This is a genomic window from Cyanobium gracile PCC 6307, from assembly GCF_000316515.1.
GTDB classification, from domain to species: Bacteria; Cyanobacteriota; Cyanobacteriia; order PCC-6307; family Cyanobiaceae; genus Cyanobium; species Cyanobium gracile.
Genome location: NC_019675.1, coordinates 1863155 through 1888543 on the forward strand (window position 1 = coordinate 1863155; position 25389 = coordinate 1888543).

The 25389-nt window shown below is 57.5% G+C and carries 20 protein-coding genes and 1 pseudogene; 6 read left to right on the top strand and 15 right to left on the bottom strand.

From position 1 onward, the window contains the following. The first annotated feature begins 44 nt into the window (after positions 1-44). Positions 45-2183: a hypothetical protein gene (locus CYAGR_RS18300; protein WP_015109497.1), complete on the top strand. Its 2139-nt coding sequence runs from the start codon at positions 45-47 to the stop codon at positions 2181-2183. A gap of 1183 nt (positions 2184-3366) precedes the next feature. On the opposite strand, the gene CYAGR_RS19670 is transcribed toward CYAGR_RS18300, so the two are convergent. After that, a complete protein-coding gene (locus tag CYAGR_RS19670) occupies positions 3367-3486 on the bottom strand; it encodes a transposase (protein WP_015109498.1) in 120 nt (39 codons plus the stop codon). A gap of 150 nt (positions 3487-3636) precedes the next feature. Here CYAGR_RS19670 and CYAGR_RS09070 point away from each other — a divergent pair, with 150 nt between their 5' ends. Next, the gene (locus CYAGR_RS09070; protein ID WP_156818427.1) at positions 3637-5874 is read left to right on the top strand and encodes a S41 family peptidase; all 2238 of its coding nucleotides are present in this window, start codon (positions 3637-3639) and stop codon (positions 5872-5874) included. A gap of 248 nt (positions 5875-6122) precedes the next feature. On the opposite strand, the gene CYAGR_RS09075 is transcribed toward CYAGR_RS09070, so the two are convergent. The 7 genes and pseudogenes from CYAGR_RS09075 to CYAGR_RS16525 all read right to left on the bottom strand — a co-directional run bounded on the left by CYAGR_RS09075 (position 6123) and on the right by CYAGR_RS16525 (position 13130). Next, the gene (locus CYAGR_RS09075; RefSeq protein WP_051017108.1) at positions 6123-6584 is read right to left on the bottom strand and encodes an ArdC-like ssDNA-binding domain-containing protein; all 462 of its coding nucleotides are present in this window, start codon (positions 6582-6584) and stop codon (positions 6123-6125) included. A 302-nt stretch (positions 6585-6886) separates the two neighbouring features. Further along, complete coding sequence (locus CYAGR_RS09080; RefSeq protein ID WP_043325650.1) at positions 6887-7090, bottom strand: hypothetical protein; 204 nt, start codon at positions 7088-7090, stop codon at positions 6887-6889. A gap of 254 nt (positions 7091-7344) precedes the next feature. Continuing rightward, positions 7345-8933, bottom strand: a pseudogene (locus CYAGR_RS09085) (IS3 family transposase). Between the two features lie 53 nt (positions 8934-8986). Further along, positions 8987-9391: a thermonuclease family protein gene (locus CYAGR_RS09095; RefSeq protein WP_015109501.1), complete on the bottom strand. Its 405-nt coding sequence runs from the start codon at positions 9389-9391 to the stop codon at positions 8987-8989. Positions 9392-9435: 44 nt separating this feature from the next. Beyond that, positions 9436-9612 (bottom strand): hypothetical protein, encoded by a 177-nt coding sequence (locus CYAGR_RS18305; RefSeq protein WP_015109502.1) that lies wholly within the window; start codon positions 9610-9612, stop codon positions 9436-9438. A gap of 124 nt (positions 9613-9736) precedes the next feature. Further along, complete coding sequence (locus CYAGR_RS18310) at positions 9737-11725, bottom strand: alpha-amylase family glycosyl hydrolase (RefSeq protein ID WP_015109503.1); 1989 nt, start codon at positions 11723-11725, stop codon at positions 9737-9739. A gap of 322 nt (positions 11726-12047) precedes the next feature. Continuing rightward, a complete protein-coding gene (locus CYAGR_RS16525; RefSeq protein WP_015109504.1) occupies positions 12048-13130 on the bottom strand; it encodes an IS110 family RNA-guided transposase in 1083 nt (360 codons plus the stop codon). A gap of 269 nt (positions 13131-13399) precedes the next feature. Here CYAGR_RS16525 and CYAGR_RS09105 point away from each other — a divergent pair, with 269 nt between their 5' ends. Next, positions 13400-14344: an IS481 family transposase gene (locus tag CYAGR_RS09105; RefSeq protein ID WP_015109505.1), complete on the top strand. Its 945-nt coding sequence runs from the start codon at positions 13400-13402 to the stop codon at positions 14342-14344. Between the two features lie 142 nt (positions 14345-14486). Beyond that, positions 14487-14894, top strand: coding sequence for a hypothetical protein (locus CYAGR_RS18315; protein ID WP_156818428.1), 408 nt, complete (start codon positions 14487-14489; stop codon positions 14892-14894). A 224-nt stretch (positions 14895-15118) separates the two neighbouring features. Here the strand turns inward: CYAGR_RS18315 and CYAGR_RS09110 are convergent, their stop codons facing one another. The 3 genes from CYAGR_RS09110 to CYAGR_RS18325 all read right to left on the bottom strand — a co-directional run bounded on the left by CYAGR_RS09110 (position 15119) and on the right by CYAGR_RS18325 (position 19374). Then, the gene (locus CYAGR_RS09110) at positions 15119-16948 is read right to left on the bottom strand and encodes an alpha-amylase family glycosyl hydrolase (protein ID WP_015109507.1); all 1830 of its coding nucleotides are present in this window, start codon (positions 16946-16948) and stop codon (positions 15119-15121) included. Between the two features lie 673 nt (positions 16949-17621). Further along, positions 17622-18191 carry a hypothetical protein gene (locus CYAGR_RS18320; protein WP_156818429.1) on the bottom strand — a complete coding sequence of 190 codons (570 nt, stop codon included), beginning with the start codon at positions 18189-18191 and terminating at the stop codon, positions 17622-17624. A gap of 79 nt (positions 18192-18270) precedes the next feature. Further along, positions 18271-19374: a hypothetical protein gene (locus tag CYAGR_RS18325; protein ID WP_156818430.1), complete on the bottom strand. Its 1104-nt coding sequence runs from the start codon at positions 19372-19374 to the stop codon at positions 18271-18273. 121 nt (positions 19375-19495) lie between these two features. Here CYAGR_RS18325 and CYAGR_RS09115 point away from each other — a divergent pair, with 121 nt between their 5' ends. Together CYAGR_RS09115 and CYAGR_RS09120 are read left to right on the top strand one after the other, a co-directional pair. Continuing rightward, positions 19496-19996, top strand: a complete 501-nt coding sequence (locus tag CYAGR_RS09115; RefSeq protein WP_043325652.1) for a hypothetical protein — start codon at positions 19496-19498, stop codon at positions 19994-19996. Continuing rightward, the gene (locus CYAGR_RS09120; RefSeq protein WP_216593339.1) at positions 19932-20474 is read left to right on the top strand and encodes a transposase; all 543 of its coding nucleotides are present in this window, start codon (positions 19932-19934) and stop codon (positions 20472-20474) included. The genes CYAGR_RS09115 and CYAGR_RS09120 overlap by 65 nt, the downstream gene beginning before the upstream one ends. Positions 20475-20486: 12 nt before the next feature. Here the strand turns inward: CYAGR_RS09120 and CYAGR_RS09125 are convergent, their stop codons facing one another. The 4 genes from CYAGR_RS09125 to CYAGR_RS17135 form a co-directional block, all read right to left on the bottom strand. After that, entirely contained in the window at positions 20487-21575 is a 1089-nt protein-coding gene (locus CYAGR_RS09125) for a M14 family metallopeptidase (RefSeq protein WP_015109510.1), read from the bottom strand. A gap of 112 nt (positions 21576-21687) precedes the next feature. Next, positions 21688-22245: a hypothetical protein gene (locus tag CYAGR_RS09130; protein ID WP_172637170.1), complete on the bottom strand. Its 558-nt coding sequence runs from the start codon at positions 22243-22245 to the stop codon at positions 21688-21690. Positions 22246-22362: 117 nt separating this feature from the next. Next, on the bottom strand, positions 22363-23889 hold the full coding sequence (locus tag CYAGR_RS09135) for a type I restriction-modification system subunit M (protein WP_015109512.1): 1527 nt from the start codon (positions 23887-23889) through the stop codon (positions 22363-22365). Further along, positions 23886-25301, bottom strand: a complete 1416-nt coding sequence (locus CYAGR_RS17135; RefSeq protein ID WP_216593340.1) for a restriction endonuclease subunit S — start codon at positions 25299-25301, stop codon at positions 23886-23888. The genes CYAGR_RS09135 and CYAGR_RS17135 overlap by 4 nt, the downstream gene beginning before the upstream one ends. Between the last annotated feature and the right edge of the window lie 88 nt (positions 25302-25389).

Here is a 25389-nt window from a genome sequence, read left to right on the forward strand (position 1 = left end):
CCACGGCCACATCGCAGAAGCACATTCCTTCTCGGGCTAACCCCATGAAAAGAAATGATTTCCCAAAGAGGCTTTGGACAATGATTACTTCTTTAACCGTTGTGAGAAGTTTTCGTGGTATTGCCAAAAAGCTAAGACTCTCCATACCTTCTCAGCTTGTGGGCCTGACACGGGTCCTGCAATCATGGAGATTTCTGCTATTGGCAGGCGCCATCATTTTACTGTGCCTTACTCCAGCCTTCAGCCAAGATTCTTTTGCCATAGAGAAAGAAAGTGTTTCTCAAGGGATGTCAGTCATAGTCAAAAGCACAGATGATACTTTCTTGAAAGATATGAGTCTTGAACTACAATTAAGTAGTGACCAAGACAGGCAGAAACAAAGGGTTCCCCGCAGCAAGAGTGTTTCTACTGATTTGCAGTTTAACATCCCTGCAGACTTGCCTCCAGGGAGATACACTCCGACTCTCTTGGTACAGAATGCAGAGAAGAAGATTCTTGTAAGTGGAAGCATAGATAAAAAACTACTTATTGCTATTCCAGTCACCCCAGCTTCCTCATCTATTCCATTAATCACGGCTGTAGACCCCTCCGGCGTCGTCTTTCCAGACGCAAGTGGTTCCTACACATTTACACTGACTGGAGATAATCTCAGCACGATTGGAAGCAACGAGAATGATTCAGGCAGCAATCGCTTGTTTACTTCACCAGGCAATAATATCAAAGCAAGCACCCTGCAAGAAGTATGCTGGACGGAGGATGTTAATAGCTTTAATCAGTGTAAGCTCGATTATTTGAACTCCAAGCGCTCTAACCCCAATAAGATCAAGCCTGAATCGGCAGAGTTTAGAAATGCGACTATTCCAACAGGCACTATTTTCGACAATCCGACGCGAATAAAATACGAGAATCTGAAGCTTCAGAGTGACGACAGTGGAAAGGTTGGAATTCAAATTGAAGTTCAAAACATTAAATCAAACATATACCCTCTTACCCTCTCCCAAGTAGCTTACCCAGTCCCTTTGGCATTGGCTGCCCTTGTTGTGGGTGTGTTTATCTTTTCATTTTGGCAAGTCTTAGCCAAGGATGGTGGCAAGAATATATTCTTTTCCCTTCTTGTTGACAAAGAAACCAATACCTACAGCCTTGCACGACTTCAGTTTTATCTTTGGACTCTTGTTGCAGTCACGAGTTATTTGTTCTTGCTATTTTCTAGAAACCTGGCGCAACGGCATCTAGAATTTATTGATATACCCAGTGGACTTCCTGGCATCGTGTTGATCAGTTCTGCAACAAGTTTTTTTGCAATCGGGATAGGCGATATCAAAGCTAAAGGTGGAGGAGAGATTAACCCTCAATTATCTGATTTTATCACCTCGGGCGGCAATGTCGTCGCAGAACGCGTTCAGTTTCTTGTATGGACGATTATTGGTGTTGTTACTTATGCATTTATGGTATTATTTATGAGCCCTGCCAGTATTGATGGGCTGCCTACAATACCCGACGGCTTTCTTCAGCTATCCGGGGTCAGCTCGGTGGGATACTTAGGTGGAAAACTTGCTCGATTGGCTGGTCCATCAATTTCAGGGATCGGAAGGGCAACCTACAAAGATGGATTTCTCAACTTGACAATCTATGGAAGACATCTTTCAAAGAATGGATCATTTGAGATCTCCAAGGACAATAATCAGATAGTCCGGCTGCCAAAGGATACTACAGAAGGGACTGATGCAAAAGCAACGATAAAGGTAATTACAAAAGAAGATAGCGACGAGAATAATGCGAAGACTCTGGAGATTGCAATCCCAAGTCTCATCAATAACTGGCCGTACAGAGAAGATCCTTATCCATTTACCATCTACAACCCCGACGGCAGTTATGCAAAGTGGGCATTCTACGGCCCTAACAACCCAGTAATCAATCGTGTCGACGGGGGTCCCATTAAGAAAGATAGGCTTATGAGTCTTACAATTATTGGAAACAACTTTGACAAAGAAGCTAGCGTCACTATTAGGCCCCAGACAACCCCAGGGCTAGCTCCTATAGTTCCAAAAGTAACTCCTATTTCTTCCACCGAGATCAGATTTTCAGTAACAATTCCAGCAGCTGTCAATTCTGCAGATCTTATAATTGTTAATCCCCAAGGCGAATCCTCTGATCCAACACCATTGACTATTGAGCCCTGACATGAATTAAGAATGGCTGAGGGCAGACGTCGGCAACGGTTTGTCCTTGGTTTAGCAGTTGTTCGGCGCTGTGCATCTTGCGGACGGTCCACCGACTATGGAGCCGACAGGGAGGAGAGCCTGGAGAGCTTCCCTCGCCTTCTGCCCGTAGGGGGCCTGAGCCATCTCCGGGGCATCGATGCAGGCCACCCGGATCGTGAGCCTTTCGCCTCGGTCAAGGACGCGAAGCGTGTCGCCATCACCGACTGAGATCACAGTGCCAGCTGCTGCGGCCAAGGGGGTGAGCAGAGGGAGGAGCAGAGCCAGGCCCTGGAAGGAGAGGAGTGGGACGACCCGCATCAGGGCTCGGGGGGGGGGGCTGGGAGTGACGAGATCTTGGCGGCCTATGGACGCGGGAGAGGGGGCAGCGTGTGGATCTGATGCTCAACCGAGGGTGGCGGGAGGGGGCCGCCCTCGGGGATGGGGTCACTCCCCCTATCGGCGAAAGCTCGCTGAGGGCCCCCCCCCCCCCCGAGAGCCGGACTACCCGGACACCCCCAAAAGGGGGGGGGCTTGCCCCTCTCATGTTTGTGTGCTGGATGAGGGAGAGCGGGATCCCATCAATTGTCTGATGAGGGGGTGTCCGGCATGTCCGGGCCGGCCGGAATGAGGTGTGGATTGGGGAGAGGTGGAAGGAGCTGCCCTGTCCGCCACGTGTCCGCCCTCTGTCCGAGCAGGCCGGTGATGGAGGCTCCCTGCCTGTAGGCGGCATGGGCTCGCGTGTTCGGGGGGGGGGGGCAGGACTGGACGAACACCTTGGCCCTGTCCGGAACCGGGAACTCTGAAGGCAGTCACTCCATCACCATGACTCGTTGCCTCTGGCTCCTCGACCCCGAGGGCTTCCCGCTCGAAAGGATCGATACCCTCACAGGCGAGCACGTCCCTGTCCTCACTGGGGAGATGGTTCCGCCAGGTGATAATGGTCGCCCGGTTGCCTGCTCGATTCCAAAGGTCTCGGGGGCGGTCTTGGGTAGGCGGGGGTTACTGGGGATGAGGAAGGATCAGGAAGGGACTGAGCCGACCTAAGTGGTTAACCATCAGTCCCTGTCGCCCCGAGGCCGTTGCACCGTTGCCTCAATGGCCTGGGATACTTCACCTGCGGGAAGCTCACTGGCGCCATCCAGCTGCTGCTGCTTCGACTTCCTCACTTGGATCCAGTGCGCGCATGATCAGCGGCGATCTCCTGGAGCGAGTTGTGACCACTGATCGCCTCCATGACGACCTTGGCCTTGAACTCGGGGCTGTGGGTGCGGCGTTTGCTCATGGGTGGGAGACCCTTTCAGGGTAGTGGCCCGCCTTAGAGGTTAACGATGGGGGCTGTCCAGAAAAAACCGACCACCTCATGGGGCGTGCACGTAAGGAACAAGAATGACCGATCCAGGCGACCCGGGTTAAGATTTTAGCGGTACGTTGAGTGCCTCCTGTCGCCAATATCGTCCAAGAGACACTGATGTCTTTTGACTTACAGCCCTACTACGACTGCTCGCCGCAGCGACTGGGTGCCATCGCCGCCGCCGGGGTCGGGGAGTCTCGTCTATTGACCTCTCCACTTGGGCGACAATTGGCACGTCAGTTCGTTCTTGATCTGTCGGCGCTGACCAGTGCAGCTGCCACCGGTCAGGTTGCCGCGGTCATCTATCCCCTAGCGGACCGCCGTCAGATCACCGCTCAGTTGCGGCTCGTGATCAGGGACTTCTACGTGCACCTGGGCTTAAAGCGGGCACAGTATGGGTTCGACCCAGTGAGGGCCCTGGAGTTGCTGTCCACAGAAGTGGAGAATCTGTCCGACGCGGAGTTTCACCAATCGATAACGCAACTGGTCGCCCGCACGCGGGACCGACATCTCACATTCTACGGTCCGACACCGGTCGGAATCGTCGCCGTCCTTCCGTTCATGGTGGAACGCGCTTGGGAGTGTGATCAGTTGGTGTATGTGGTGTCCAAGTTGGAGCCGGCTTTCAAAGGGAACCACCTGAAAGCCGGTGCGATCGTTACGCACTGGAACAACGTACCGATCGATCGGTTTGTACGGCTGAACGCCAATGTGTTCGACGGAGGGAATGATGCCGCCAGCGTGGCTCGGAGCGTTGAGTTTCTCACACGTCGGCCACTCCAGAGTTTCGGGGCGCCTTTCGAGGAGTGGGTTGAGTTGCGGTTCAATATTGATGGCACATCGCACAAGGAGGAGTTCGCTTGGCAAGGTCTCGACCTAGGGGCCGTAAAAGCTACACCCGCTATCGGACGGAACGTTATTGGCTTCGGCGGTGACCCGGATCTGTTTGATACTCAGCAGGCCAAGCGTATCCAGTTTGCCCAGTCGTCATTTGACCCGATCTACGTACCCGAAGCTCTGTCAGCTACGGCCGAACCAGGTGTGCCGAGCATCCTCGGACGCTGCGCCAATTTCGAATACGGCACGGTACTCACGGAGCACGGGTTGTTCGGTTACGTGAGGCTCTGGAACTTCGCCGCCTACAACAGCGCGGATGACATCGCCCGCAAATTCGTCACTGTTCTGCCGCAACTACCCCAGGCCGGGATCGTGCTCGACATTCGAGGCAACACAGGCGGTTACATCGCGGCCGGCGAGCGGATCCTCCAGCTCCTCACGCCGAGCTGGATTACCCCGACAAGGTTCCAGTTTAAGGTAAACGAGGCGACCTCTCGGATGGTCAAAACAGTTGACCTGTTTGCGCCTTGGAAACGCTCATTCAGCGAGGCGGCGCGTACTGGAGAGCCGTTCTCTCAGGGACTCCCGATTGAGGGCACTGACGAGGACGCAAATCAACTCGGACAGTATTACTTTGGGCCGGTTGTTCTTGTAACTGATGCGCTCGCCTACAGTACGGCCGACATATTCGCTGCAGGCTTCATCGACCACGGGATCGGGAAGGTCATCTGCATCGACAAGAACATGGCTGCCGCTGGCGGCAACAACTGGCAGTTCGAGGTTCTGCGGCTGTTCAACCCGGACTTCCAACTCGATGGCGCGCTACGCGCGGATCTCGACGACGGCGTCATCACGCCAGCCATTCGGGCGGCCTTCAACGCACAGAGCGCGTCACTCACCGAGCAAGCAGATCTGTCGCCGGCAAGACCGGAGTTCGATGGGACCGCGTGGCAGGTCACCGATGGCGCGGCCGGATTTGTGCTACGCCACGTCCCGTGGATGAACGACCGCCTGAATGTCTATCAAGACGTCGGCGGCCACTCTGGGGTGAAGCCGCTCCCAACCAACGTGTCGTTTGGGTTCACTGTTCGCCGATGCATGCGAGTCGGCAAGAGCGAGGGCCGCTTGCTCGAGGATTTGGGAATCGAGCCGGACGTGGTGTACCGGCCGACGCTCCGTGACGTGATGGACCGTAATCGCGACTTGCTGACACGCGCGACGCTCGAATTGTCGCAGATGCCTTCGTACTTGTTGGCCGTCGACGTTCGAGCCACCTCGGGGGAGGATGCCCACCTTCTGCTGTGTCGAGGCACCGGTCTCACCTTGATCGAAGCGTACGAGGACGAGCGATTCATTGCGCTAGGTCGACCTTCAGAGGGGGGCACCCTTGAACTGCTCATTCCGGGCGAGGTGCCGCGCGTTATTCTTAAGGGGTGGGCAAAGGATCAGCTCGTCGCACGACGAGTGGTGGCAACCGCATGAGCCTTCAGCTCAGCGCGCACGTAAGGCGCCCGGGGGTTAACGATGTCAAGGGCCAGAACTGTCCAATAAAAGGCTCCCACCTCACACCGCTGTCCCCGAGCGCCTCAACCGTGCCGTCGCGGGAGCGATCCCCTGCTTCAATACCTCCAAGCGCTTCGTCCTCGGGGCGCTGGGTGCTGCGCTTGCTCAACTGCTGTGGGAGAAGACTGCGCAAACGGTGAGAGCCCCTTTCAGGGGCGGTGCCCTGCCTAAGAGGTTAACCATGGGCCCTGTCCAGAAAAGCCAGTCCACGTAACCCCTGGCGGCTGAGGACGCTCGGGCGGAGTGTTGCCCTCCACCTGGGCGGCTTTGAATACGTAGTTGGTCTTAGCCAGCAGGTAGTTGCCCGAACCAGTGGCCTCGGCGGCGGCCTCTTCGAACTGGCCCCTGATTGGCCCGTCCACCCCACCGCCGCCACGACGCGGCATCTCCTCGTAGAAGACCACCGGCGTACCCTTCTCGCCTCGGCGCACCTGGGTGCTGATCTGCTGCCATTGCCGGAAGCTGGCCCACCGGCCGTCTTGGTAGCCGGCGATCTCAGCGGAGACCCAAAGCATCAGCACGTTCACGCCCCGGTATTCCCGCCGGCTGGCGGCGTTCACCGGCTGCAGCGTATTCTGCCGGGTAGTGATCCAGGGCTTCTGCCGGCCTGCGGAGCTGGCCGTCTCCATCTGCTCGATGATCCGAGCGGTGATCCGCTCGTAGATATCCGCCTGCTCGCCTCCGCCACGCCCTTTCTTACTGCCCCACGTCCCAGTGGTGGCGAGGAATCTGCCCGACTTTCAGCGACTGGTAAAGGCCGCAGGCTGCGGGCTCTCAGCAGCCGGGAAGGTCGGTTACCGATCTCGGAAAGGTGAGGAAGTCGCATCTTCAAGCATGTCCATCTCTGACTTCCTGCAGATTTCCCGCCTACTGCTCTCCATTCATCTCAACGCTGTGAGCATCGCCATTGCCGTCGAGAACCTGCACCGCTTTACGTGCCACTGACCACTGACAATTCGGCCAGCACCGCGTCGTGGATCGCAATGGGCTGGGTGTTATCCACGATCAGGTGGACGTCGAGATCCTCTGGAACTGATTTTCTGATCTGGCGCAGGAAGCCCGCGAACTCCTGGTGTCGGTGGCGCGGTCTGCACCGGGTCTGAACCTCACCGGTGGCCACGTCCAGCGGTGGCATCGGACGACTAAGCACACGGAACATCCAGGGAGACAACCCGTATTCTAGAGGGTATATCCGGCATAAGGGTATATCCGGCATAGGGTACTAGGTCGATGGCGCAACCCTAGGCGTCCTGCTTGGCCATCAGCGTCGGCGTTGGCGGCGGAAGTCCCACGGCCGGATAATGCCACCAGGCACACTCCATACCCCGATCCGATCGATCTCGGCGGCCCGCCGGTGACTGCCAGGAAAGATGACGCCCCTGCCGTTGATCAGGCGGCCATGACCAAGGTAGCTGGATCAATGGCGTTTTCTGGACGCGGTGGATTGATCCAGACCACTTTCGGCTGACGCCAGCATCGGGTTCCGCGGCTCCAGCGGCGGGGGTGTCGCTGGCGGGCCTGCTCGTAGAGACGGGCGCGGTGACGACAGAGTTCAACGGCCTGACCGCTGTGGCGCTGATCAGGCGTCACGAACCGGATGGAACTGTGGCGGTGCCTGTGGTTGTACCAGGCCACGAATGCACAGGCCCAGCTGCAGGCCTCTTCCTGGCTGCGGAAGGGACGCCTGGGGTAGTCCGGTCGGTACTTGACCGTGCGGAACAGCGACTCCGAGTAGGGGTTGTCGTTACTGACCCTCGGCCTGGAGAAGGATCTGAGCACCCCCAGCTCCTCCAGCCGGCTCTCCAGCGTGGCAGCCCGCATGGCGTTGCCGTTGTCGGCATGGAGGATCAGAGGTTGGGGCCGGCCCTTACTGATCCGCTCCCGTAGGCAGGCCCTGCTCACCAGATCAGCGGCGATCTGGGCCTCCTCCCGCTCGGCGACATCCCAGGCCACCACCTTGCGGCTCCAGACGTCGATCACCAGGTAGAGGTACAGCCAGACGCCACGCACGCTGGTGGGCAGGTACGTGATGTCCCAGCTCCAGACCTGATTGGGCCCTCTGGCCTCCAGCCGCGGCACCGGCCGGGGCCCTTGGGGCGGCCGGGCACGGCCACGGCGATGGGCCTGGCCATGGTCATGAAGCACGCGGTAGAAGCTGCGCTCAGAGCCGATGTAGATCCCGCGATCGGCAAGGATCGGCACGATCTGCCCCGGTGGCAACGCCGCGAACTCGCTCTGGTTGCAGGTGAGCAGGATCCGCTGGCGCTCCTCGTCACTGAGCCGGTGAGACACCAGGCGGCGACTGCCTTTACGGCCGTCCAGGCCGCCCCCATCACCCACGAACTGCCGCCGCCAGCGCTGCAGCGTGGTGAGCCCCACGCTCAGCAAAGCGGCCACCTCTCGGGCCCGCGCACCGGCCGCCATGGCGGCATCGAGGATCTCCAGGGCCTTACGGCGATCGGCCGCCGCAGTCAATCCCCCTCGTCCTCGCCCCAGTAGGCCTGGATCTTTTTTGAGGCGATCAGCAGTGCCGCCGCCTCCGCCAGGGCCTTGTCCTTGCGGCGCAGCTCCTGCTGGAGCCGTTTGATCTCACGCTGGTCCTCCTGGTGCCGCTTCTGGAGGTCCTTCTGATCGGCCATCGTCAGCAGCGGCTGGGCATTGGCATCCTGGGCTGCCTGACGCCAGCGGTCCACCTGCTCGGGGAACAGGCCCCGCTCGCGGCAGTATCCACCCAGTTCAGTCGCGTTCAGCCCGGCGGTCTCCAGCACCACCGTGAACTTGTCGGCTGGGCCCCAACCCTCGGGGTCCTTCTGGGTGGCCGGCACCACCTCGCCCTGCAACCGCCAGGCCTTCCGCCACTTGTAGAGCGTGATCACGTGGATGCCCAGCTCTGCTGAGATCTGGGCCACGCTCTGCCGGTGCGGTGGACTCATCCGCCTTCTCACATCAGCTTTGACGGCCTCGCTGTAACGGCGCATTGCTCTGCTCCATCAAGCCCCCTGGTGGAAAAAGCGGTCAGGATGGAGAGGCGTCAACTTTCCTGGCAGAGGGGGCGCTCCGCCCCCAGGTAGGCGGCGGCATCGCACTGGCGCAGGTACTGGCGGTAAGCGAAGGCCTGCCTCTGGCGCAGCAGCTGCACGTTCACGTTCTGGCCGCCGCGAAGCACCTCCGCCACCGTGCGGCCATACCTGTCGGTAGTCTTCACCCGCAGGCTCACCTCCGAGCCGACCGGGGCCAGGGTCATCAGCGCCGCACGGGAGGCCTGACCGTAGGGACGCTGAGCCTTCTCCGGGGCATCGATGCAGGCCAGCCGGATCGTCACCGACCGGCCTCCCTCCACCACCCGCAGGGTGTCGCCGTCACCGATCGAGCGCACCGTCGCGGCCTGGGCGGGGGCGACCAGGAGGAGGAGCAGGAGGAGTGGCCCGAGCCTCATCAATGCGGATGGGCGGCGCCGGCCTTCTCACAGCTGGCGGCCTTCTAGAACTTGGCATCGCTCGTGGAGCGGCACTGGTAGACAACCTTGCCAGTGGACTGCTTGATCTTCTGCCAGTAGAAGCCCTTCGACGGCTTGCCCTCCTGCAGGACTTCGGCCAGCGCTGGGCTGCCCAGAAGCAGGGCAAGGAGCACCAGGGCGAACGAGCGTCGGTGGGTCATGGCTGGGAAGGGAGCTGGGAGGGATTCGTGCAGAGCGCCGCCTCTCCAGGCCGCTGGATGGGCCCAACGGAACCGTAACGCTGGTGGGCGGATGGGCCCTTCGAATGACGATAGATGGGATTTATCAAAAGAGATAAATACGACCAAAGTTAGAAGGAATGCTAACTGTTATCCTTTCACTCACCGAGCTAACACTTACAGTCGTGTGCGCATCAGTTCCTCCATATGCTTTTTGAAGAATATCTGTCCAAGTCCCAACTTCACCGAAAGGAATACTGACATGTTGGTCGCTATCCGAGAAATTAATAGCAATCAACACAATCTGAGCGCCGTCCCAACGTCGGTATACCAGAATCTTGCTAGCGAGATGCTCTATCTCCAAAACACTAGTCTCGCGATTTCCCTTTAAAGCAGGATGAGCTTTCCGAATATCCCCCAGAATTCTGTAAAGCTGCATCAGAGGCAATACAGTGCCTCCCCCCACAGAACTCATCGGCGAATAAAAATAATCCCAATGGAGAGGGCGAGCCCCGCGTACCCGTCCCATACCACTACTTGGCAAGCCATAATTCTCGCCAAATTCCTGCCCGGCCCACAACATCGGAATCCCGACACAAGTCATCAAAGCAATCGCATAAGGCTGCAACTTCCACCATGCCTGGTTCTGCAGACCGTGCTGATAATCGAATCCGCCACTTTCATCCCATTCTTTGCGAGACCCAACGTTATACATCAAGCGACTTTCATCGTGAGATTCCAGATATTGCACCGGTAACGCAGGGATAGTATCGCCACCAACATTCTTTTCACCCGTGTACCCTGAATTCCCCCAGCGATCGTCTTTCAACAAAAGCTCTTTTCCAAAATCGGCATTTAGATAGTCGTAAGCAGCCATAGATTTAGCGATATTGTGAAGGCTCTTCTCCCAACATCCATTAACAGCACTATTCGAACGATCCTCCAACTGATAGGCACTTTCCCCTAAATCCTCTGCGATCTGAATAATCCGTGAAGAACCATCAGCATTAACAAATCTGGAAATGCCCTTCGAATGACTGTAAGCTTCCTTACTCAACGTTTGTAACGAAACAAAAGTGGGGCGATTGGCAGCAGAGTACCAGTTGATAGAGCCATCAGAATTGACTGAAGGGGCTTTGTCCAAATATCCATTGACGTGATCGTATCGAAATCCATCTATATTATATTCATTTAGCCAAAACTGATTGACCGCAGCAAAAAACTCCTGAACAGACTTCATCCTGAAGTCATTCTTGTTTCCGAAGTTTGAGTAGGCGCAAGACATGGGATTAGGAGCCCTTCGTATCGCCCTCCCATCATCATATTGGTGATCCCTCCACAAGAAAAAAAACGGATCGTAACCCACCTGATAGGGAAACATAAAGTCGGCATGGGCATACACCATATCCAAAATGACAGCAATGCCTTTTTCGTGAGACGCTTGCACCAGCTCTCGCAATCCCTTGGGTCCGCCAAACCGTTCTTCTGGAGCAAAGTAGAAAACGGGCACGTAACCCCACTGCGAGGGCTCGGCAACACTATTAATCGGCATCAATTCGAGAACATTGACACCCAAACCCTCCAGATAAGGCAAGCGTTCGACAATCCCACTAAAGGTATTAGCAAATTCATCCACATTGAGCTCGTAGATGACCGCATCCTTCAATTCCGGCACCTTGTAACCAGCCGGATCCGTCAGAGGAGCTGGCGCACTCTCAACTCGCAGCAACGAAAAGGTTCCATCAGCCGTTTCCCGAGCGTAAGGGTCGCCAAAAAATAGCGAACGGGTGCTTCTTCCGGAACCTGACTTAGAGGGGCCTACAATTTCATATCGGTAAATGTAGGTATCGCCTTCTGCGAGAGTTGCAGTTGCATTCCACAAACCTTTTGGCAGATCGCCCCATAAGTTATCTGCAGGCGGAGAAGAGGCTGAAAGCTTAATCTTCTGTGCGGAAACCGATCTGTCAAATTGCTCCGACCTCTTGATAATATATACAAATACCTCAAAACTCGCTGGGTCGACGTTAGGTAGATACAGTCGGAAATCTACTTGACTGCCCGAAACCAATACGCCAACTTCAGAAATATCGAACATAGCTCACCCTCGTCAGAAACGTTCTGTGTATAGCCTCGGTAAGCTACACAAAAAATATGTTAGCTCAGTAGTCATGGTTACAAATAATACCCAAAATGAAGCAATTCTTAATTTGGTCATGGACGCAAAAGATTGTTTGGTGTTCTGTCTCAGCAGGTTGTTCAGTGACAAGGGATGCTCCTATAGACCGTCAAGCCCTTCCAGCGGTTTGTTACTGCGTTGGTGAGGACGCGCGGCCGGCTCTCAGCCACCCAGGTGCCCGACCGCTCTGATTGGCGGACGGGCACCTGGGTGGGAGCCTGGGCTTTCCGTGGATTTCAGTTCAGGCGGCTGCAGTTCTCAATGGAGGACGGCCCCTGAGGAGGCGGAACACCTCGCGGGCAATGAACCGCTTAAGACCGCGGATGATCTCCTTGTTGCTCAGTCCTTCCCCCCTGCGACGTTCGGCGTAGTCCCTGGTTGCCTGGTGATAGCGCAGCCGCACCACTGCGATGCGATAGAGCGCAGCGTTCGCTTGGCGGTTGCCGCCACGGTTGAGGCGATGGCGGCGGGTGTTGCCAGAACTGGCTGGCAGCGGGCTCGCCCCACAGAGCGCGGCGAATGACGCTTCTGAGCGCAGACGCTCAGGATTGTCACCGGCTGCCGTAAGCAGGATGGAGGCGCCATCCACGCCGATCCCGTAGGACTGCCGCAAGCCAGGGCAAGCAGCCTGGGTGAGGGCATCGAGGTCGCTCAACAGCTCGGCGAGTTCGTGATCCAGCGCCTGGATCCGCCGGGCCAGGCTGCGTAAGGCCCATTTCGCCGCCATCAGCGGACATGCCAGCGCACCAGGCCGAAAGGCCGCACAGGTTGAGATCAGTTCGCCACGACTCAGCCCAGCCAGGCGCTCTCGGAGGGCCGGAGGTGCCGTCACCAGCAGGGCACGAATCTGGTTGATGGCTTTGGTGCGGCAGTCGATGGCCGAATCCTTGGCGACATTGAGCATGCGGATCATCTCCACGTGTTCGGAACCACTTTTGGGGATCGACATAGTGGTGCCTGCCAGGTAGGCCCTGGCAGCAACCTCAGCATCGATGGAGTCATCCTTTCCCCGTCTTCGGCGGGTAGAGCGATCAGGCCGATTGGCCTCGATGACGGAAAAGCCAGCAGCCAGGAGTTCGCGGCAGAGGCCAGCTCCAAAGGAGCTCGTGCCCTCCATGGCAAACACCGGCCTGCTGCCGAACAACTCAGTCCAGCCGATCAGGGCTTGATAGCCCTGTTGGATTGTCGGGATCCGGTACTCATCAAGTTTGCCGCCGTTCGGCGCTAGAGCCACCGCGACGTGGAAGTCCCGATGCGTATCAATACCTATGACGACGTCATACGCATCGTCAGGCTGAGGTTGTGCCAGGGTTGCAGATGCCATCGATGCCTGATGGTGGTGGGAAAATGCAACCAACAGGACAGCCGGACAGACCTGTGATGGGACCTATAGGCCAGGCACCTGATCAAGTCACGATGCCGTTCTGTTGGTTGGCCCCATCAGCTCAAGGCGACAGATCCATTGGAGAGCACGAAAAGCTCGGCCAGGTGTGAGGTGGGTCAGCCCTGAGCTGGTGGGGTAACCCGATGATCACAGGGCGTGAGGCCGCTACCGGTTGAGGTGCGACCCATCAACCCCGACCTCACGCTTCCATGCATATCCACCCCGATGCCCGCCTGACCCAGCGAGGCCGGCTCTGGCTTGTGATCCAGCACTTGGAGCATGGCCGCAGCCTTGCCGAGCTCGCCGCAGAGAACGGAATCAGCCTACGCTGCGCCTACCGCTGGCTGGCCCGGTACCGCTCAGGCGGTTCAGCCTCACTGGCGGATCGACGCAGCGTGCGCCGCACCCAGCGGCGGACGCTCGATCCGCAGCAACTGCAGCAGGCCGTGGATCTCCGCCACCAGCGGCTCCACCTCCGGCACATCGCCCGGCTCCTGCAGGCCCCCTTCTCCACCGTGGCCAGAGTCCTCAGCCGTCTGGGCCTCGGGCGACTGTGGAACCTGGAGCCCAAGCCACCGGTGCGCCGGCACGAGTGGGAGCGACCGGGCGACCTGATCCATATCGACGTCAAGTCCCTGGCGCGCTTTCGCCGGGTGGGTCACCGGATCACCGGCGATCGGCAGCAGGGGCGTTCCTACGGTGTCGGCTACGACAAGGTCCACGTCGCCGTGGACGATGCCACCCGGCTGGTGTACGTCGAGGTGCTGCCCGATGAACAGAAGCCCACCGTGATCGGCTTTCTCAGCCGTGCGGTCGCCTGGTTCAACGCCCAGGGTGTGGAGTGCCGGCGGGTGATGAGCGACAACGGACCTGCCTACGTCTCCAAGGCGTTCGCCAAGGCCTGCCGCATCCTGGGTCTGCGGCACATCCGCACCAGGCCGTACACGCCCAGAACCAACGGCAAGGCAGAGAGATTCATCCAGACGCTCAGCCGCGAGTGGGCGTACGCCATGGCCTTCCAGAACTCCGAGGAGCGGAACCGCTGGCTGCCCCGTTATCTGGGGATCTATAATCGGCTCATGAAGCACTCGGCCCTCGGCTGGCGCTCACCTCACCAGCGGCTCGCCGAGCTGCTCGGCTCAACAAGGTGGTGAGACACAACAACTAAGTCCTTCCGTTCGCCATCGAACATGGGAAGCAGTAACGACATAATCCTTCGACCTACTCATCTCTGATTCTCAATCTTTCTGTAACAGACTATGGCGCGAAGCGCTAATCGCCACCGATCGAAGTAAAATGCCAGAATCAATCAAATTCACAAAGGTAATGAACGAAACAGGCAATGGCGGCGTATTTACCGAAGAAAATGACAAGCTGAGGGACAAGCTCATCGGATCGTGGACAGTGAATCAGTCCGCTCAGCATGTCATGTATTTGTTTGACGACCGCCAAGCAGGCCGATGGCTCGAGGATGGCCACACAGAAAGATCCTTTGCCTATGAAGTGATCAGCGCCAATATAGAGACCCTGACAATGATTATTAAATTCAACAGCGGCACGAGTTTTCACCACAAGCAGTTGGCATTCAGCCCAGATTTTCAGTACCTGACAGCCAAGATAAGCACTTCCGGACCAAGCGGTCCTTTCGGCATCTCGGAATATTGGGAAAAGCTGTCCAACTTAAGCATGATCGATCCATCCTGAAGGGATGGCCAGCTAATCAGTGCCGTAGAGCCACTGGAACTCAGACAGGTAGAGGCCTTTCTGGAACTGGATCGCGCTGCAGGCCATGACTAGGCTGGTATCTGTGTACCAGCCTACGGATTAAGCCCGGTCCCCGCGGAGCGAGCTGGGTAATCAAGTCGGGAGTTTTCCCTCAGCCGATGCTCAAACCCCTGTTACCCAGGGATCCCTTAGCAGCAAGTTGTTCACGGATAATTGACCAAGACCAGGACTTCAGAGGGGCCGACATCACGGACTTCAAGATAGACTTTCCCATCTGATGTCCGCTGAATCGGCAAGATACTGCCAACAGGATGACGCACAGCTTCAGGAGCGATCACCACCTCGGCTGTATTCAGAACCACCGTAAGCGCTCCCACAGTGCCGCTGAGACCAGCGTCGACCAGCACATCGGCGCCACGTTTTTGATTACCGTTGACATTAACAATACAGATGGCTTCTTCATCATCCAGTATGCGTGACCATGCCATCAACTCACCGTTGCCGAGGAATTCGAATGGCCGACCGAAGATGGAGATTGGTCGGACGTATTGGCGGCCGACTCGTAATACCGGATATTGTCCTCGCAGAGTGGTTAGAGATGCAATGCGTTTGAAGGTTGGGTGGTTGGGATCAAAGCATTGGTGGCCTGATGTACCGAACGGCACGAAACCTGGTATTGTGGTGTCTTCAAATCGTGATAGCCCTGCGATTCCAGATCGCAGAGGATGCTCGGGTCCAAACATGGCTTCTCGAAGGTAGCAATTATTGGTGCCATTCCAGCCAGGAAGCCACTGTCGCTGCGAGGGCTCAGGGCCAGAGAGAGCCTCCTCGGTGCCTGCATATATGCACGGAATTGACAGGGTAAACAGTTGAATCGCAACTCCGGCAACAACTTGATGGTCGGAAACCGCGTCACTCGAAAAGCGAATTTTCTCACCGAACGCATGGACATGATCATCCAAAACTGACACATGGCGACCGCCGAGATTGCGGCTGCTCCCAAATACTATGTTCTTGGGAAAAGCATCAAAATAGCATTTGGGTGACTCAAGACCTTTTGAAACTCTATTAAGAACGATGCGAGTTTCGCCAATATCGAGTGTCGCGTTGAAGTTCTGCTCAAGAACATTAATGTAGCGCTCTTGATTGAAGTCACCACCGGCCACCTCGTCGACCAGGAAAAAGTCGGCCTTGCCGATGTTGGCACAGAACTCCATGATCGATCCACAGAAGTTGCGAGCCTCCTCCAATGAGACATGCTTGAGGGTATCAATACGAAATCCATCGCAGTCAGTGAGGGCAATCCAGTATTTATAGCATTTCGACAAAGCCGATAGAACATTGGGATTGCCGACCTTGAAATCTCGGCATCCACCATCAAAGTCTGTTCGTCGATATTCGGTATCAGGATTGTCGATATTGTTCCAGTTTTCTCCACCCAAGCTCCCTTTGCCTGCCCTCGTGTAATAATCTGGATCCTGTAGCTCCTGTGGCCAGACACCATCTTCAATGCCATTAATCGCGGATATCGGCTGACCATGATCCCCTCTCCAAGCACCGAATTGATAGGAGCCTACTGTCCGATAGTGAGGATTAAAGACATCGCCATCACTAGAGTAATAGAGCCAATTCTCGCCAGAGTGATTTAATATAACATCTAGGATGATCCTAAGGCCAGCAGCATGTGCCTGATTAACAAGACCGACCTGATTCTGTCGGGTGCCAAAACGGGGGTCTATCTGCAAGAAGTCTTGGATGGCATATCCGTGGTAATTGTTTTCATGGCATCGTTGTTTGAAGATAGGGCCTACCCAGATGCTGGTGACTCCGAGATCTTTTAAATAACCCAGCTTTGTGGTAATGCCGGTAATCGATCCACCTTGAAAGCGTCCACTACCCGAAATAGCCCATTTGTCGAATCTCCACGGAGATCCTCCCGGGAGAGAGGGGCGCGCTGCGTTGAGATTCTCACGGTCGAGAAGAGGTCTGCTGGCTTCTTGCCCGTCACTGAAGCGATCTGGGAGCAGAAACACAGTACTTCATTCCTCCAGTCACCTGGGGATGGGTAATATGATTCCCGCCTTGGCAAAAGAAGATTGTACCCAAGGCTGGCTGGCCGCTCGGACTGGCTCAGCATTGTATCCGCAAAGTTGTTCATGTGGATTTGTTCGAGGATCATTACAAATGAAAATAGACTTTCTGCATGCAAAACTCACTCTGACGTTTTAGCAATGACACGCCTTGTAGAATAGTTGACAATGACTTAACAAACCCAGGTAAGCAGTGGAGTGAAGCGCAGTTCTGCTTAGGGAGAATCTGAAAAGCCCAACCTGTGCGAGAGTGCGACTATGAGCGCACCCCGGAACTTGACTGATGGGTGGCTGAGGCTCTGAACATGGCACCCAGGCAGGAGAAGCCCAGAATTGTTGGGTTCCTTGCAGTAGCCGTTGAGCCGCCATGGTTAGCGCGCTTAATTGCGATAGCGATGACTGGGCGGGCGCCTTACGAGCAACAAACTCCTAGAGCGGTGCTCAGTTCATTCCGGGCGAAGCCCGGAATGAGTCCGCGGGAATTTCAACCAAACTTCACCCCCTGTGGCGCCTCGGCGGCCTGGGACGGCTGGGAAAAAATACGTACACACTATGTTGAGGGGACGATCCCCAGCTCATCCCGTCGCTAGTTTACAGAGTCAGTCATAGACAGACCTTAGACGATCTTCACACAATCTACCGCTAATTCATTTCTAATCCGCTTAAGTTCTTCCTCTGTAAGAGTTTCTTGCAGCTCAAGAGATACCAACTTCTGAAACGAATCAATAATTTCTGAAATCGCCAACAGGCTGGCCGGTGCGCTTGCAGCGGCCTTAGCCAAGGCCGAAACAAAGTCGACGTATGCCGTTGAGACTGCAAGAAAGTTGTCAAACTGTGCCAAGCTATTTAGCGCTAAAGCTGCTTTTCCATTGGCACACTTGAGAGCGCTTGAAGCATTCTCGACATCCGAGGAAGAAATCAAACCACGAATGGCAGCATTGACAAGAATCTCAGCTTCTCTTGATAGCTGTCTGATATTGTCGTTAAGATCAGAAAGCTGCATTTTGAGATTCCACAGCCTGTCGATGGGCACCGGAACATCTTGGCTCAGCTTATTGATTTTGTCGGTTATTGCATTTCGCTTCTTTTCGTGGATCCCAATGTTGTCGTATGCATCATGGGCCGCTGAAAAAAGTGCTTCAGGATCGGTAGGGAATCTGGAAAATGACATGGAGATGTCTCTCAAGTGATTGAATGAGTAAGAAAGGGGGAACTAGGCATCCGGCGATGGAGCTATCATCTTTGATGGCTCAAGAACTCAACTATTACTCCACGATGAAGGCATTATTGTACTCTAGACTAAGTTTCTCGATTCGGGAATGATAAGAGTTAAGTTTGAGCACAAGTTGATCTTCAAGCGTGGCAGTCCCCTCTCCGAGCCGTCGGTTGACATTTAGCCCGCCTTTGGATGGTTCTTTGCAATTCTGATTTGCATCATCAACACTAGTGGTAGTATTCTTCTCAATCAACAAGCGCAATGCAGTGTGATCGCAGGTTATGTCCTTCAGCAGCCTGAGGTACTTATGTGCTACAGCACGCTTGGCATCAAGTTTGCCTTGCTCTTCAATCCATTTGTCGTATATTGACACTTCAATGAATCCCTGTAAGGGCTGCCGTGGCAAGTGAAGCTGGGAAGCATCAATTGGAGCACCATAGTAATTGTTGAGCAGGGAGTTTTCCCTGGCCAAGCCTGGCCTATTGTCAGCACCTAGAGACGAGTTTACACCAGGGGCCGGGCTAACTCCCCCTAAATATCCATAATAAGTTGCCGACGATAATGAGTAAGTCAATACAGCTAGGGCACGATCAGACTTGACCACTGCTTCACGTATTGTGCTCGCACGATATGACTTTGTAAGCTGATTAGCCAATACACTGGCTATCGTATTGCTAGCTTCCAATGTGTCTTTGGCTTGCTGACTATCGCTCATCCCAGGGAGTCCGCTAATTGACTTGGCTAGCTTGCCAATTTCATCTGTGTAATCATTGGCTTCTGCCACTCCAGCCAGGGACTTGAGGTAATCGACAATCAATTTATTGATTATATTTAGTGTATCGGCAATTGAGGAGCTACTCTGGACTCCTCCCTCAAAGCATCTCTTCCTTTCGTTGTAGAACCTATCGGCAACTCTTGGCTCTTTGATACTTTCTCCAAGGGCTTCAAAGGTAGCCCTCCTCTTGCAGGACTCAACAAAGTCATTTGTTATTGCTGGATATACCTCGCTAATCTTGGCGGAATCGCTTGCATATTTAGCGGTAGCCTTGAGAATTTCATCCGTCTGGCATCCTGTGCATAGGAAGATGGAAGCTACAATCAGTGATGAATGTTTCCATTGTAGACAAAGAGAGATGTTCCGGATTGGCTTCATCGGATGAAGTGATGGCATCCAGGTGCACATGCAACTATTTCAGTCTTAGTCGCGATCGTGTGCCACGGATTTCACCCTTCATAAAGCTTGATAGGAACTGGAGACGGAGATCTCCGCCCTGATGCGCCGGGCGGAGATCCTTGATGCCGAGGAAGACAAGCGCTACGGCAAGGGGAAGCTGGGCAGTGATCCGCCGGATGAACAGCGCCGGCGCCAGGACCGTCTGGCACGCATCCGTCAGGCCCACGAGGAGATGGAGGCGGAGACCGCTGCAGCGACTGCACGGCAGCAACAGGAAGAGGCAGCGGAGGCCAGGGCCAAAGCAGCCGCTGCCCGAGGAGCGGATGCACAAGATTGTCCCGTGTCAATCAGGTTGACGGGCGTCAACCTGATTGACACGGGACACTCCGCGTTCATTTCCCAGGTGACGCTGTACTCGGCCGCCCTGGGTGTGGCGATCAGCCAGGCCTGCTACGCCACCGGTGCGCACCACGAGCTCGCAGTGCTCAGGCAGCCGCTGGGCGAGCTAGATCTTGAGAGTGTCCTGATCCAGGCGGATGCCCTGCACACGCAGCAACCGTTTTTCGGCAGCTCACGGAGCAGGGGGCCGACTTCCTCTTGACAGCGAGCAGTTCCTCTACTCCCGCAAGATCCCTTTCACGGCAACGGTTTCAGAGCATGGTCACGGGCGCGACACCACCTGGACACTGAGGGCCAAACAGGCTCCTGGCTTCATCTCCGAGGCCTGGCCCCGCAGCAGCTGGATCATTGAACTGGTCGTCAGCGGCAAGCGTGCCGGCAAGCCCTCCCTCCAGCGGCACCTATTTCTCACCAGCCTGCGCACCACGCCAAAAGCCTTGCTGCAACTTGTGAGGGACCGCTGGCACAGGCTCCTCGACACCCAGCTCCATGAACTCCATGAAGATGACCACCGCTATGGCGGCCCCGGTGCAGCGGTGCTGGCCACGCTGCGCACTCTGGCCCAGAACCTGCTCGCGCTGCACGGCCACCAATCGGTGAGAGCTGGTCTGGCCGCCGTGGCCCACGACATCGGCAAGCTGCTCGCCATGGCCGGGATCAGGCCGGGATGGGCGACTTGACCAGACTTTCCATCAGCCCTGCCCCAACCTCCGGCAGGCCCGCAGCACCACATCGGCGCAGCGGCCGTAGACGGCGGCCCGCCAGGCGGGGCTGTCGATCAGGAAGGCCTCGCGGACCTGGCGGCGGATCGCCTCCCGGTGGGGGGTGGGGCGATCGGGCACGGCGTGCAGCCAGGCATCGGCGCGCAGGGCCGCCAGCACCTCGGCGATCGGCCGGGTGCCGAACTCCAGGGCCAGATAGGTGAGCTCCACCGCAGGGAACATGCGGCGCAGAAACACAGGCACCGAACCCGACACCACCGACGAACTGGACGGGCCCAGGCCGGGCCGGGTGACCTCCGGGCCATACCAGCGCTGCAGCCGCTCCCCGTCGGCGTCGGTGCTGCCGCTGCCGATCAGCTCCCCGTAGCCCCAGGGGCCCAGGCCGGTGTGCAGGTCGATCACCGCCAGACGGCGGCAGGCCGGGCCGAGGTGATCGGTGAGGATCGTCTCCAGGGTGGACAGCGACCAGCTGGGGCGGCTGCCGCCGTAGAAGAGGCCGGTGGGATGGGTGTACTGGCCGCGCTGCAGCGCCGCCTGGTAGGCGGCCATCCCCTGCCCAGTGATGAAGGCCTCCAGCAGGACGTCGGCCCGTTGCCGCTCGGGCCCGTCCCAGTCGCCGGGCAGCAGGGCGGCGTGGAGGGCGTCGTAGGCCGGGTTCTCGGGCAGGGGGCCGCGGAAGTCGAGGCCGTTGCGGTTGAGATCAATGTTGTGTTCGTTGCCGCGGCGCAGCCAGGCGAAGCCATGGGGGTTGAGGGCATGGATCAGCAGCGCCCCGCCGCCGGCCGGCAGGGCGCCGTGGAGTTCATCCAGCAGAACGCCCACCTGGCAACCGGATCCGGCCAGGCCCTCCACGCCGTGGGTGCCGGAGATCAGCAGCAGCAGGGACTCGGGCTCGGCGGGGCCCAAGGCCGCCGCATCGATGGCGAGCGACTCGCCGGCCGGGCCGCGGTGATCGGGCAGGACATGGCTGGTGAGCCGGGCGCCGGCGCCAAAGGCGGCGGCCAGGAACGCCTCACGGGCCGAGCGGTAATCGGGACGGAAGAAGTCGCTGGTGGCCATGGGGGAGGGGGTGGGGCCGGGGGCGATCAGAAGGGATGGGCGTGGTGGCTGGTCACTGTGTGGATCTCGGCGTCGCGGTTAAAGATCTGAGCAAGCGCTTCGATGCTCGCCATCACTTCCTTTGACCGGTCGATCCGCCCTCGCCGTCCTCTGATGTGACCGGCCCGGCGCCTGGGATGCCCTCCACGGGGGGCGGCATAGGAAGCCCGCTATGGAAGCCGGCTGTCGTCAGCATGCATCCTGGGTCTGGCTCGCCGTACCAGTCGGCATAGGCAACAGGCAGTACCCCACGCTCGGCGAAACCGAGCATCTGGACGTACCAGCCGGCATATGGCCAGTCGGCACCTTGGCCCAGCTGGGAGATAGTGGGGAAGCGTTCGAGGAACTTTGAAGCGAGCTGCCGGGCCGTGTCCTTCTGCGCGTCCTCCCAGCCGAAATAGTTATTGTCCTGCCCCGTTGTGTAGTGGGCTGCATCGTCGAAGTCGCACATCATTGCCCCGTGCATGCGCTGGATGTTTCCGACGTGGGTGACTGAGCATCGCCAGTGCATCCCAGACGGTGACATGCCTGGGGCGATCCGCAGCCGTTGATAGCCGAGCTTGTGCAGCTCGTGGACCATGAGCAGCACCCGTTGAGAACGCCGCACGAGTGGGTCGGAATTGCGCTCCACTTTCAAAGACCTCCGATCACCTGACGCACCAGATCAGAAGCGGGGGAAAATCCTGGCCGGGTGAACAAACCCTTGCTCCCGTCTTCCGCATCTGGAAGTTGGGCTCCCATTCGCTGCCTACCCCTCCTCCAACTCACCAGCCCCCACCCGCTGCTCCAGATCACCCAGCACGTCCTCGATCTGGGCCAGAGCAGAGCGCAGATCGTCGGCGATCTCCTGGGCAAGCAGGTGCGGCTCCGGCAGATTGGCGGAATCTTCGAGGCTCTCATCGCGGAGCCAGAACAGGTCGAGGCTGACTTTGTCGCGGGCGAGGATCTCCTCGTAGCTGAAGGAGCGCCAGCGGCCTTCGGGGTTGGCTTCACTCCAGGTGGCTTCGCGGTTGTGGCGATCGCCAGGGCGATAGCAAGCCACGAACTCATCGAGATCGGCGCGGACCATGCGCTTGGTCTTGAGGGTGAAGTGCTTGTTGGTGCGCAGGTCGTACACCCACAGGGTCTTCGTCCAGGGGGTATCGGCACCGGGCCGGCGATCGAAGAACAGCACGTTGGCCTTCACGCCCTGGGCGTAGAAGATGCCGGTGGGCAGGCGCAGCAGGGTGTGCACCTCACACTCCTTAAGCAAGTTGCGGCGCACGGTCTCGCCGACGCCCCCTTCGAACAGCACGTTGTCGGGCAATACCACAGCGGCGCGGCCGTGGATCTTGAGCAGCGACTTGATGTGCTGCACGAAGTTGAGCTGCTTGTTGGAGGTGGTGGTCCAGAAGTCGGGGCGGTTGTAGGTGAGCGCCTGGCGTTCGCTGTCGCCGTCGTCGTTGACGATCGTGATCGACGACTTCTTGCCGAAGGGCGGATTGGTGATCACCACATCGACGCGGCTGCTCGGCTCATCGCGGAGGGCGTCATCGGTGCGGATCGGTACGGCGTGCTGGTGATCGCCGTCGGGGCCGATGCCGTGCAGGTAGAGATTCATGCCGCAGAGGCGGGCCACGTTGGGCACCAGCTCGGTGCCGCGCAGCGCCTCGAAGCGCAGGTGGCGCTTCTGGTCGCGGTCGAGCTGGTGGTTGTGCTGCACGAACTCATAGGCGGAGAGCAGGAAGCCGCCAGTGCCGCAGGCGGGGTCGGCGATCACCTCGCCGGGCTGAGGCCTCACGCAGGCGACGATGCCATCGATCAGGGGCCGCGGGGTGAAGTACTGGCCGGCACCGCTCTTGGTGTCCTGGGCGTTGCGCTCCAGCAGGCCCTCGTAGGCGTCGCCCTTTACATCGGCCGACATCGCCGACCAGTTCTCCTTGCCGATCAGCTCCACCACTAGCTGGCGCAGGCGGGCCGGGTCCTGGATCTTGTTCTGGGCCTTCTCGAAGATCAGGCCGAGCATCCCGCCCTCCTTGCCCAGGGCGCTGAGGGTGCGGCGATAGAGCTGCTCCAGTTCCACGCCCTCCATCTGCGGCGCGGCCAGGTCGGCCCAGCGGTGGCCTTCGGGGATCGGCTGCTCCTCGCCGGTGAGCTGGGCGCGCTCATCGGCCATCTTGAGGAACAGCAGGAAGGTGAGCTGCTCCAGGTAGTCCTGGTAGGAGAGGCCGTCGTCGCGGAGAACGTGGCAGTAGGACCAGAGTTTCTGGACGATGCGGTTGGCTGCTTCGCTCATGCGCTTGCGGACCTCGTGTTCACTCGGCGGGGGCGTGGTGGCTTCTTGCCACGGCTGGCAGCGCGTTCCTCTCGGATGCGCTCCAGCAGCACTTCGGCGGGCTCATCGCTGGGGTCTTGGTCGACGAGGCGCCCTTCAAAGGCCCACTTGAGGATGGATTGGCGCAGGCGAGTACACCGAAGCAGTTCAATGAAGATTGACCCTGAAACCTCTTCGGCAACGGAAAGCTTCTGTTCAATGACTTCATGGATCCTGATCTGCTCACCAAGGGGTGGCAGTGGGATAACAGTCTCTCGCAAGTTGTCAAAGCTCAGATGGGGCCGCCCCTGCCCATACATGAAGTTGGCATACGCTGCCTGGCCTGCAGCAGAGTTGAGATAGAAATGAATATAATGACTCGAAGAAGGTTCAACCGGCCTCATTAGGGCGACACTTTGGCATACATAGTGGCGAGACAGCTCGACTGGAACACGGCAGACATCTCCAGTGTTGGCTCCGACTATGGTCACCAAAAGATCGTTGGCTCTCACTTGGCTCCGCTCGCAACTCGTGTCCTCAAGCGGAGGATCAACGAATTGCTTGTGTGTCAAGTCCAGGAATCCAGGTCGGACATTCTGAGCCATCAGGAAGATCGAGTCTCCGCGATCGTAGTACTGCGTCCAATCTCTTGAGCCACTAGTAATACGAGCTGTAAGCTGATCCATCGAAGCCCAACACCACCCCACTGGCAACTCCGGCAGTTCGCTCGCGTGCGGCCCGGTTGGCTCCACATACTTCGCTTTCCAGTTGTCGTTCTTCGGCACCTTTCCTTTGGCCTTCATCTTCGCCAGCTCGCCCTCCTCCCAGCGGCGGCGGCGTTCGGCAAGGATGCGCTCCAGGAGCACCGAGGCGCGCTCGTACTGCCGGCCCTCCGCGCGGGCCAGTTCGGCATCGGTGGGCACCAGCCGGCCTTCGACAGCGGCCTTGAGCACCAAGGCGCGGTAACGCTTCAGGTTGCGTTGCACTCTCTCCAAGGTCGCCATGGCGTCATCGAGCCGGGTGAGGTAGCTCTCAATAGCTTCGACGATGCGGTGTTGTTCAGAGGAAGGTGGAAGGCCAATAGAGAAGGCACCAATTTGATTGTAATCAACCCGTGGCCGATCTCCTTCGTCAAGGTGGGAGGCATAGGCAACAAAATCAGCAGCGTTCAGACGGTATTGGACAAACCTGGGATCGATTCCTGTCGGCATTGTGAGTGGTATGAACTCGGCAGATGCCAGGCCTTCAAAGGCAGGGGAAATTACTTTATTTAGATATGGCCGAAGTCTTCCGTAAAGAACATCTCCTGACTGGAAGTGTACCGAGGCACTCTTCATCTCCGAGGAGGCAGAAGAGCCCAGAAGGCGCATGGTATGTGCCTCAACATTATCCATGCCTATAAATGGAAGCTCTGGATGCTCCTTAGGGGATACCTTCCCTCGCATGACTTGAGTAATCTCAGCAAGACATGAATGTGCCCAG